Origin of the sequence: Streptomyces sp. DvalAA-43 (assembly GCF_900091725.1) — a bacterium.
Classification (GTDB): Bacteria; Actinomycetota; Actinomycetes; order Streptomycetales; family Streptomycetaceae; genus Streptomyces; species Streptomyces pulveraceus.
This window is the reverse complement of sequence record NZ_FMBW01000038.1, coordinates 1-1376: the sequence shown is the minus strand read 5'-3', so window position 1 is coordinate 1376 and position 1376 is coordinate 1. Positions and strand designations below refer to the sequence as shown.

At 72.3% G+C, this 1376-nt stretch carries 3 protein-coding genes; all 3 read right to left on the bottom strand.

Going from position 1 to position 1376, the window contains the following annotated elements; genetic code table 11:
• The coding region (locus GA0115234_RS11455) for an RRQRL motif-containing zinc-binding protein (RefSeq protein ID WP_093540801.1) at positions 1-328 on the bottom strand (328 nt) is incomplete at its 3' end.
• 153 nt (positions 329-481) lie between these two features.
• Entirely contained in the window at positions 482-1189 is a 708-nt protein-coding gene (locus GA0115234_RS11450; RefSeq protein ID WP_107405781.1) for an extensin, read from the bottom strand.
• Positions 1186-1376: DUF6303 family protein (locus GA0115234_RS42260; protein ID WP_237541276.1), on the bottom strand; the 191-nt coding region annotated here is incomplete at its 5' end. The genes GA0115234_RS11450 and GA0115234_RS42260, both read right to left, overlap by 4 nt.

Below are 1376 nucleotides of genomic sequence, written 5' to 3'. Positions count from 1 at the left end.
CGGCGGTGGGGGTGTCGTGGCAGGTCACGCACATGCCGAGCGACCGGGGGATGCAGTACCCGGCATCCCGCCGGCAGACGGGGCACGTCCGGCGGGCGGCCATCGCCTTGGCCAGTGCCGCAGCACGGCCCGGGGTCATCGGGCGGACCGGCTTGGCGCGGTCGACGAGGTACAGGTACGCGACCAGCGGGCCCCGGCGGCGGCGCGGCCGTTCGAGCTGGGCGGCGACTTCCTGACCGCCGGGCCGAAGCCCGAGGGCGCGGAGCTGCCGGATGGTGGCGTAGCCGTCCGGGGCGAGGTTCCACCGGTAGACGGGGGTGGTCGCCATCGCGATCACCCGGCAAGGCTGGTCAGCTCGGGGGCGCCCTGCGGGGGGTTGGCGAGGCGGCCGTAGACCTTGTGGACGTAGGAGGTGGACCGGGTGGATTTCACCGCGGCCTCGGCGATCGTGTCGCCGTCGATGTAGCACTGCCGGATGACCTCAGCGGCCCTCTCGGCGCCCAGCCGGGGCCCGGTCTGCGGCTCGTCGTCGACCCAGGGTGGACGGCGGGGGGACGGCCAGTGGATATACCCGCTGTGCACCGCAGATGACCGGCAGAGTTGCCACCGGGGTGAGCGCCGGAGCCGATCGTGACCGCTCGGGCACGACCGTGGGGGACGGTGCGGTGGACGCGAGGTGGACGGTCGGGCCGTCCACCCGTTCCACCACGGTGTCCACCTGATCGCGCAGGGCGGCGATTCGATCAAGAATCGCGCGCCGGTAGAACGTGATCGCCTCGGCCAGCACGATCAGGAGGACCGGGGGGATGGAGTGGAGGACGAGACCGGCCGGGTCGACCTGCCGGGGTACCCCGAAGGAGGCTCCAGCGGGCCAGAGCGAGGCCCAGCAGTTCATCAGCCACGTCCCCAGACCGGCGAACCAGCGGAGCACGGTGGCCCAGCCGGAGGGCTGTACACCGTGCTCGGACAGGCGGCCGTCCACGATCAGGACCGCACCGAGCGCGACCGCGACCATCGGGTCCAGCAGCCACGCGATCCACACGCTGATGTGGTGGTCGATCGCGAACAGGGTCACGTTCGTCGCGGTGAACGCCAGCGCGACCACCGCCACCGCGACCAGCACCCTCGTCAGATTGCTCTGGAGCGACTGCAACGCGGCGATCTGCCGGGCAGGAGCACTCTGCTTCATGCCCGGCCACCCCCCATGACCGGCGTCATCGGCCGGACCGGGATGGAGGCGACGAGGTGGGGGTACATCTCGCGCCACTCCCACTCGGCCCCGTCCACGACCGCGTACCCCAGAGAGGCCAGCGCTCCCGCCCGCTCCTCCGGGGTCGGGACCGGGACGACGCGGCGGAACTCGTACTCGGGCCACT